Source organism: Sinorhizobium sp. 7-81 (genome assembly GCF_030124405.1).
GTDB classification, from domain to species: domain Bacteria; phylum Pseudomonadota; class Alphaproteobacteria; order Rhizobiales; family Rhizobiaceae; genus Sinorhizobium; species Sinorhizobium psoraleae.
The window spans coordinates 53,125-62,005 of sequence record NZ_JASKLT010000019.1; the positions used below are offsets into that span (position 1 = coordinate 53,125).

At 62.5% G+C, this 8,881-nt stretch carries 7 protein-coding genes and 2 pseudogenes; 3 read left to right on the plus strand and 6 right to left on the minus strand.

The window, feature by feature from the left end; all coding sequences use genetic code 11:
* Positions 1–75: 75 nt before the first annotated feature.
* The 4 genes and pseudogenes from QN224_RS30135 to QN224_RS30155 form a co-directional block, all read right to left on the minus strand.
* The gene (locus tag QN224_RS30135; protein ID WP_283979671.1) at positions 76–630 is read right to left on the minus strand and encodes a hypothetical protein; all 555 of its coding nucleotides are present in this window, start codon (positions 628–630) and stop codon (positions 76–78) included.
* A gap of 709 nt (positions 631–1,339) precedes the next feature.
* A complete protein-coding gene (locus QN224_RS30140; RefSeq protein WP_283979672.1) occupies positions 1,340–1,552 on the minus strand; it encodes a hypothetical protein in 213 nt (70 codons plus the stop codon).
* A gap of 315 nt (positions 1,553–1,867) precedes the next feature.
* Positions 1,868–2,670 (minus strand): annotated as a pseudogene (locus QN224_RS30150) (hypothetical protein).
* Between the two features lie 209 nt (positions 2,671–2,879).
* Complete coding sequence (locus QN224_RS30155; protein WP_283979673.1) at positions 2,880–4,655, minus strand: ParB N-terminal domain-containing protein; 1,776 nt, start codon at positions 4,653–4,655, stop codon at positions 2,880–2,882.
* Between the two features lie 296 nt (positions 4,656–4,951).
* On the opposite strand from QN224_RS30155, the pseudogene QN224_RS33955 reads away from it, so the two are divergent.
* Positions 4,952–5,152 (plus strand): annotated as a pseudogene (locus tag QN224_RS33955) (hypothetical protein); the annotation flags it as partial.
* 308 nt (positions 5,153–5,460) lie between these two features.
* A complete protein-coding gene (locus QN224_RS30160) occupies positions 5,461–5,904 on the plus strand; it encodes a helix-turn-helix transcriptional regulator (protein ID WP_283979674.1) in 444 nt (147 codons plus the stop codon).
* 294 nt (positions 5,905–6,198) lie between these two features.
* On the opposite strand, the gene panD is transcribed toward QN224_RS30160, so the two are convergent.
* Both panD and QN224_RS30170 read right to left on the minus strand, forming a co-directional pair.
* A complete protein-coding gene (panD, locus tag QN224_RS30165) occupies positions 6,199–6,651 on the minus strand; it encodes an aspartate 1-decarboxylase (protein WP_283979675.1) in 453 nt (150 codons plus the stop codon).
* Positions 6,652–6,886: 235 nt separating this feature from the next.
* Complete coding sequence (locus QN224_RS30170) at positions 6,887–7,504, minus strand: hypothetical protein (protein ID WP_283979676.1); 618 nt, start codon at positions 7,502–7,504, stop codon at positions 6,887–6,889.
* A gap of 535 nt (positions 7,505–8,039) precedes the next feature.
* On the opposite strand from QN224_RS30170, the gene QN224_RS30175 reads away from it, so the two are divergent.
* Positions 8,040–8,881 (plus strand): PAS domain S-box protein (locus QN224_RS30175; protein ID WP_283979677.1); only part of this gene is annotated, 842 nt, incomplete at its 3' end.

The following is an 8,881-nucleotide window of genomic DNA, read 5'->3' on the forward strand; positions in this document are numbered from 1 at the left end:
AAAGGGCCGGCTCCGGAAAGCCAGCCACAATCGGCAGGATGAGAACCGACGGGGCCGAAGCCCCGCCCGGCGGTCTCAATCGAAGGCGGCCATCTGCGAGGCGGCCGCCTTGCGGTCGAGCGAGGCGCCGGGGCTTTCAACCGGGCGATCGAATGGCTTCCAGACCTCGCCGACGACCTGTTCGTAGGCGGCGACGGCGCCTTCGGCGGCCATCCGGAGCGAGTAAGCCTGGACGCCCATGTCGGCGGCGAATTCCCGCTTGCGCTGGGCGGCGCCGTCATAGCCGACCGGGCCGTCGAGATCCTCGTCGCGCGCCTCGGTGACGGCGCGAGAGTAAAATTGGCCGGCGCCGTGGGCGGATCCGACATAGGCGCCGACGATGCGCTGCAGATGGATCTGCATCGCCCGTTCGCCAAGACCTTCGGAAAGCGCGTCAGCCGTCTCGACGATCAGGCGTTCGTGCAGTTCACGAATGCGCTCGCCGTCGATCACGGCGGTGCCGAAGCTTTCGGCGATCAGCATCGCCTGGGCGGCGTCCGGGCAGGTGAGCCGGACCATTTCGAGTGTGGCGCCCTTTCTGAGCTGCACGACGCGGGCGGCGTGGCGGGATTGGGTTGCGGGCTTGGCCATTGACTTATCCTTTCTGAGGTTTCCTCCGAAGCGGTTCCGGCCCTGGGTCGGTCTCACCCTGCGGTGCGGTTGAAAGGAACCGGCGGAAGGCGGGCGTATCAGGTCCGGGCCTGCCAGGACGAGCAAAGCCGGGTTGCGGGCAGAGAGGTCACACTGACCTCGCGCGGCGCGCGGCCCTGCTTTGCCGAGGACGGCACGGTCCGGCCGCCCTGCGGCGCGGAACGCGGCCTTGAAACGACCGGCCGCCGGTTCAGACCGCAGCAGAACCGAAGGGAGAGACCGGCCAAGGACCTGCTCCGACCACGGAAACCTTGAACAGGATGTCACCGCGCCAGAGCTGCACCCTCCACACCCGCCCACCGCGTAGAGCTCGATGGTCCATCGCCCGAGATCGGCGCGCATGCGCCGTCCCGCCAAGGCGACTGCTGACGCATGTGCGGCCGGATCTGCAGGACGACATCAAAGGTATGGTCGCTGCATCAGCTGCCAGGCTGGTCCGTCCGTCATTCCGGCTCCGGCTTTGGCGCGGGCTTGGTCTTCGGTAGGCGATAGGATTGCAGCCAGGACGGACCATGCGAGTTGCGTGAGCCGCACAATGTGCCGGCATCGTCATGGGGCGGACCGCCTATCCAGACGCGGTTCAGGACGCTTTTCCGGCGCCGGCCGTGCCTGGGGGCATACGCCTGCAGCGCCTCGACCTTCTCCGAAGTCAAGGGCGGCAGCCTTTCGCTTCTCGGCCGCGACACGGTCGCCGGGCCACGGGCCTCACCTCCTTCTCGGCAACCAGCCTTTCGAGCTCCGCCACACCGGCTTTGAGGCATGCGACCCCGTCGAGATGATGGAACCGGATCCAGAATGCGGTCCGCTCCTCTGCCGAAGAGCCGATACCGGCCATTCGCTCCAGTTCGCCGATCGTGCTCATGAGTGTTGACCTCCCGTCGAGGCGCCATTCCCGCCCGCCGCTGGAACTAAGCGTAGCCGGTGACGCTGCCGGAGCGCCGCGATCGCCGCGTCCTGGCGGATAAGTTTGCGGGTGAGCGCATCGACCTCCGGCTGACGCTCGGCGGTGAGTGCTGCGAGATTGGCGCGATAGCGTTCGAGAAAGGCGGCCGGCGCCAGTGCCCTGCCGCGGCGATAGCCAGCCCGGCTCGGTCGATCACATCGAGGTGGTGCTGCGTCTGCCGCCGCGCCGCCTCCATGCGGGCAAGTTGCATAGGTCGTGTTGCGGGATCGGACATCACGCGACCCTCCCGCGCCGAATGGCGAACGTCGACGGGCCGTTGTACTGAGCATGCCGAGTCTCATCGATGACGAAGCCGAAGCGGCCGACGACGTACTCGACGCTCGGCACAAGAAAGCGGCGCTCGGCCGCCCGTTCGTCGCGCTTGCCGCCGATCGTGGCGATCACCTCGGTCATGCCGGGATGATGGTCCGAACGGAGCGCGGCGATGACGATCCAATCCTTGGCATGCGCATGCGAGAAGTCTCGTCGATCCTTCTCGTGGGACTCGCCGGGCGCAAGCAAGCGACCGTGGATCGCTTCCCAGGCATCCGGCCAGCTATCGCGGATCGACTTGTCGGCACATTTCCGCTCGTAGGTCGTAAACAGCTCCGGATAGGTCAGTGCCACGATCGCCCAGGCGGCATCTTCCTCATAGAAACCATCGTCCGCCCGCAGCATCGGATGAACCTTCGCGTTGCGCGCGGCGGAGAGCTTGAAGCCGCCATGGCTGGTCGTGGTATGGGAAACAATTCCATCGGCATAGATCGTGGCGCCCTGCGACGGCCCCCATAACGTGCTGCAGTTCATCCTGACGGTTTGTCGCCCAAGGGACCGGAGCTCGCGGCAATGTCCGGCCTGCTCGATCATGCGAACGCGGAACGCTGCCTCGTCCTCGACTGAACCATGGTGCGAATAGAAGTCATCGCGTTTGAGCTGATCGAGCGGACGCGACGCGCGCCAGGCGCTAGCGAGAATGACTGGCCGTCACGAGACTTCACCATGGCGAAGACGAGATCACCAATGCGCGCAACCGGCATGCCGTCGGCGCTCAAGCCAAACTCCAGGCCCGCACTATCGATGGCGGAGATCTCGACGGTCTCGGTGACAGGCGCGGATCTACCATCGCGCTGGTCGTGGGTTATCGACGCGGACATCGCGTTTTCTCCTTCAGATTTGGGGTGATGAAGAAAACGCCGCCGGTGAAGGCCGGCGGCGGAGATCGATTGGGTGATGTTGGATGGGTCGGCTATTCCGCCGCGATGCCGTAGGCGGTCTCATCCTCGTCGATTGCGCCCTCGGGCGCGTCGGCTCCCGGATGTTCGGCCGCGCTCGCATCGGACACTCCCGCCTCGTCAGGAGCGATAGATGCATCACTGTCCGGCTTGCGGACCGGCGAGTCATCGACCACCCCGAACGCCGCTTCTTCCTCGTCGAGATCGTCGGCGTGCCGCAGCAGATCGTTGAGCTCCTGCCGGTCGGGTGCAAACAGCGCCGCCGCGTGCACGAAGCTTGCCTCGCCCTTGAAGTGGTCGACGAGCGCCGCGCGGGTTTCGCGAACCCGTGGCCGCGCCTGGACGTCGGCCTCTTTGGCGGCCGCTTCGAGTGCCTGCCGCGACAGGCACAGAAGGAAATCCTCGGTGCCCATGTTCGGCAAATACCCGTCCGCGCCCGTTGCCTCGCCGGCGATACGCGCAACGACGCCGCTGTTCGACATGCCGCGCCGGCACGAGAGCACGTCGATCAGCATGGACCGGGCGGTAACGCGCACCGTCTCCATGTCGAAGGACAGCCTGCCGTCCTCGTTGAACAGCCGCGCGACATGGCGCTTGAACCGCTTCGGCCCGAAGACGTGGTCGTTTGCTCCGGAATCCACCCGCACGTTCTGGCCGGCAAAGGCCATGACCAGCAGCGCCATCAGCATGTCGTCCTCGATCGACGCGCGGGCGAGCGCCTCGTGCAACGCGTCGGTGCGGAAATCGCCGATCATGTCCTGGCCCTTCTGGGTCACGTCGGGACGGGGCTTTGCGAGTGTGGCACCGTCATCAAGATCTGCCGATCCCGTCGCCGCGGTTCCGTCCGATCCGACGGGCTTTTTTGGCTCAGGCATGCGGTAATGCACGCTCTGCACCTTGCCATCGCGGTCGAGATAGACAGCGGTGCTGTCGCCTTTGCCGGGCTTGCCGTAGACGCGTTCCGCCTTCTTCGGCAGCTCCGGCTGGCCCCAGTTGTTGACCTCGACGATCGTGCCCTTCTTCGGCAGATTGTTCGTCATCCACTCCTGCTGCGCACCGAGGAAGGCCTCGACATTGGTGGTGTAGCGATTGTCCTGGTCGGCCGGACCGAAGAGGTCTTCCGCCCATTCGATACCGTAGGCCTCTCTGAGATCGTCGCCAAAGCTTGCGTCGCGGGCATACACGCGAGTTTTCGCGAGCCCGTTGGCGATCTGCCACCAGGCGGTCGTCTCCCCCTTCTTCGGCTTGTGCGCCTTCCACACTTCTTTCTGATCGTCGAGCAATGCGGCCGCGATCGTCCTTAGTTGCTGCTCGTTCGGCATGTCGCCTCTCGCCATCTGGTCGAGCATGGTGGGGAGAACATTGGCAAGCAGGCGCAGCTTCCTGATCTGGCGCACAGGCAGCGCCAGCGCTACCGCGATCGCCTCCTCGGTCCAGTCGAGCGCCACCAGCCTCTCGATGCCGCGCCATTGGTCGACGGGATTGAGAGGTTCGACGGCAATATTGGCGATCATCGAGCGCATGGCGCCATTGTCGTTGGCGGTATCGGTGACGAGCACCTGGATCTCCTCGAGGCCGGCGGCGACGGCCAGCTTCACGCGAAGATGGCCGGCCTGAATGACAAAGCTGTTGCCGCCGTCCGTTTCTGGCGCGACGACCGGTGGCTGGATGATGCCGACTGCCTTGATGGTGGCGAGCAGCAGCGCGTCTGCCTGCGGCGACGATTTCGTGCGGCGGGCGCCGTCAGGATTGTCCTTCAGCGCGCGCGGATCGAGTTTGAGGATATGCAAAAAAGCTCCTTCTATCCGGGTTCCGGAGGCGGCATTCGCCGCTCCTTGCTGTCTTCATTCTTTTGGAAGACAGGTCCCGGACCGCGGAGCGGGCCTTCCGGCGCAACTGCGGCCGAGCAGCCCTGCCGCGAAGCACAAGCGGGGGTTACTAGCCCTGCGCGGGGCAAGTGGCCGGGGTGAGGAGGCGGCAGTTGAGCGTCAGCGGCAGCGGCAGGACCGCTCTGCGAAACCTTCTTCCCTTTTCCCTCCACAAAATCTCTCTCTCCTCTCTGTCACTCACGACGATCGACCGGACGATGAGGACCGAACGGAATTGTAGCGCGCTTGCCCATGCCGAATTGATTGCCGTGCTGGCGGCCGTAACGTCGGAGGCGCCGCGCGTAATGGCGGTCCGCAAGGGGGCGCCCTGGCTCAGGTCCCCTTGAGGTGGCACATCGCAGCTTGGGACTGCGTGAATGGGGGAACGAGCAGCCGTTGGCTATCTCGAACAGCTCTACCTGCGCCGATCGCGACTGCTCTCCGAAGGAGAATGCCAGGCGAACGATATATGACCGACAAGATCCGGCATGCGTTTGCCTCATATGCCGGAGATAATGTGAGTCTGCGCGAACGATCGGATTCGGATTGCCCGTTCGCGTCGAAGCGACCGGCGAGTGACGGCGCCCTTCGCGTTGCCAAGATCTGGATGATCCTAACTGCAGGTTCGTGGCGCGGAAAGGACCACCGTCGATGTTAAGACGGTGCTAACGAAACCGCTATAGGCAGCGGGAGGGGCTTTACGCAAAAGATTCACATGGAGAATTGCATGCCAAAACCTAGCCCTGAGAGAACAAGGGGAAAGCCCGAACCGGTGGATATTCATGTCGGCCGTCGCATTCGGCTGCGGCGAGCCTTGCTGCAGATCACACAGATGGCGCTGGCCGAGGCCATCGGGGTGACATTTCAACAGGTGCAAAAATACGAAAAGGGCACCAACCGCGTCGGTGCGAGCCGGCTCCAGCAGATTGCAGACGCGCTGGACGTGCCGGTTGCCTACTTCTTCGAAGATATGCCTGGCGCAGCCGACGAAGGCGGGGACAGCATCGTTAAAGCAAAGCTCCAGCCAGAAATCATGGAGTTCGTATCGAACAGTGAGTGCCTGGCGCTCATCCGCGCCTTCTCCCGCATCACCGACGAAAGGGTGCGAAGCCGAACAATCGGACTTTTGAAAGCGATGGCCGAACAGGATCGGCTTTGTGTCTCTGAATGAATAAACCGACTGCAGCGCCCCGAGTGGAAGGGGTGCTGCTTCAAACAAGAGCCGACCTGCTTCGGGACAACATCGCCTGAACAGGAGCGATTGCGCCGAAAGCGGGGCTCCTCCGGTGGCCTGATAGATCAGGCGGTCTCTGGCACTTTCGTTCGAGGGCCGGTGCCGCAATCTTCGCCACCATGGTCGCGCTCATCGAACGGTGGAGGTTCGCGACACGTTCGTCCCTGCGGCCGACGTGATTGGGGCTGCAAGTCCCTTCAGAACAAGCAGCTTTCGCGCGCCGTAAGCTTGCTATGCCCCAGAAATCATCAGTGGAATGGGTAGGGCAGAATTTGCCTGATCAAGGATGTCGAACGTGTATCTGCCGTCCGGACCAACGCTGACCGAGTAGCTCAGCCTGTCGCGAATGTGATTGCTCTCGTCGAACGTGAGCACCTTCGGCTTCAGCGAGGTGATCCGGCTTTCGTCGAGATAGACGGAGTTGCAGATGATGATCTGGTCACCGGGCTGACAGGTGCGCGCCGCGGCGCCGTTGAGGATGCAGCACCTTGAGCCGCGTTCACCAAGGATGACGTAGGTCGAGATCCGAGCGCCGGAATTCTTGTTCCAGATCTCGACAAACTCCATCGGCAGGATGCCGGCTTCCTCGCAATGATCAGGGTCCAGCGTGATTGACCCATGATAGTTGAGGTTTGCCTCGGTCACGTAGATGCCATGCAGTTTGCCTGCGACCAGCTTTCTCATTGTCTCTCACCGAAATTTCAGTCGCCGCTTCATTAGCGAAAAGCTCGCCGGACTGGAAGGGTTCAATCGGCATAAAGATTGGCTCGCGAACCCGGAGCGAACCAATTCCGGCAAGCGGACGGACGATGCGGGAGCATCCTTCAAGGCTGCCAAGCGAGTGAAAGCGCTGGCGCTCTCAGACCGTCGGCGGGGCTTCCTCGCCGCAACGCGTTGGCTTTTCGATGATGCGGTCCCGCTAGGAGATGTCAAATCGCGCGAGCATCTTCTTGAGCCGCGCATTCCGGGCAAAAAGCTGTTCAGCCAACAGCCTCTTCAGCCGCTTGTTGTCTGCCTCAAGGGCATCAAGCTCGTCAAGCGAGATCGGATCCTTGACAGCCCCGGTCTGTGCGTTTCGATCCGCGCGACCAACGTTCAAGTTTCGCGCAGCCGCCCGGGCGGGGGCACGCTTGGTGCGCTTTCGAGGAATTGCTCTTGGTGTTGTTGGAGGCTGCGATATTGGCTGGCTCTCCTCAACTTGCGCAGCAACTTCGATCGCAGCGGGACCTTCGACCTCATGCTGCTTCGGCATTTCAGCCTCTACCCCGTCGGTCAACGGTGTCGCTCCTCGTGCAATGTCGACATCGTCGGCGTGCTCGCTGGCAGAACCTGCTTTTGTCGGATCAGCAGGCGCGGTTTCGGCTGAGCCAGGTCCTCCAGGTGCCTCATTTGAACTGAACAGATGCGGCACCTTCTCTTCCACTTCGCGGGCCAAAGCCTTGAAGTCTGTGTCTCCCCAGATTGAGTTCGCCCGCGCCTTTTGCTGTTGTCGCCCCGACTTGAATTCAACAACGAATCTCCGTTCTGGTGTTCTCATCCACTCTCGATCCCAAGCAACCTTGAAAGACAACGCCGATCGGCGCAACTACGTTCTGCTCGCGGTAGATACAGCTCCTCCCAGCGCGCTGCAACTGCTCGCGCCAGGTGCCAACCTCATGGCGAAGCGCCTTCGTTCGGAGAGGGAGCACTCACGTGATGCCGCTCAGCGGACGGATGGTGAGGCGAGCTCACGATGAACATACTGGCCCCGGCACAATTTCTCAATCCAGGCCGAGCCTCTGGCGCATCCAGTGAACACCAGAGTCAACACAATCGTCAAACTCCGACTTTTCGCATTGTTGATCTTCAGGTGCCCGGCGCGAAATTGTCCGGTGCTGGAGCTTGGGTTCGCCGCCACTCAGAGCGTCGTTTCCAAAGAGCACACTCGCTTCATATCTTGTTCACGATTGCTACCGCAGAGTGTTGACAAGGCGGAAATATGCGCTTTCGCTTTAGGGACGGCTGAATTCCGCTCCGAATTCCACAGAGCCGCCGTCGCCAGCATTTCTTCAAAAATGGGTCGTTCGAAGCGCATGGAAAAAACGCGTCTCAAGTCGCCGGAGCAATTCACCGGGTTTGATCACGAGCTCGAAGTCATTCTCGATGCCGTCCCCCAGCCGATCATCATCAAGGACGAGCTGTCTCGCTTCCGCTTTTTGAACAGTGCCGCCTGTGCCCTTGTCGGCAGAGCGCGCAGCGATCTGATCGGCCGCACGGATTACGATATTCTATCGGCAGCAGAAGCCGATCGTATTCGCGAGATCGACAAGCATGTGCTCAGAACGGGCGCTGAGCTTACTTTCGAGGAAGACATCACCCTATCAGACGGAGCGGTCAGGAGCCTTGCGACCCAGAAACGACGTGCTGAACTCGCCAGCAGCGGCGCGAAGGAGAGGCTCATCGTCGCGACGATCCTGGACGTGACTGCCTGTCGCAAGGCAGAGACGGAGCTCCGCATCAGCGAAGAGCATTATCGGTCATTGATCGAGCTGCATCCGCAGGTCCCGTGGACGGCAAAGCCGTCCGGAGAGGTTCTCGAGGTCGGCCCGCGGTGGAAAGACATCACCGGCTTCGAAGCCGCCGATGCGCTGAAGAGGGCGGGAGCGATACACCCCGATGACTTCGATGAGGTGCAGCGGCTATGGTCGAGATCGCTCTCAACGGGGGAGCCGCTCGACGTCGAGTTCCGCCTGGCAACCGCAGAGGGATGCTATCGTTGGTTCCGCAGTCGTGCAGCTGCGCGAAAGGACCAAGACGGTGCGATTGTTCGTTGGGTCGGGATCGTCGAAAATGTCGATGATCGCCGCAGAGCGTTGGAAGCCGTCAAGGAGAGCGAGTCGCGTTTCAGGGCCATCGCCGACGATGCGCCGGTGAT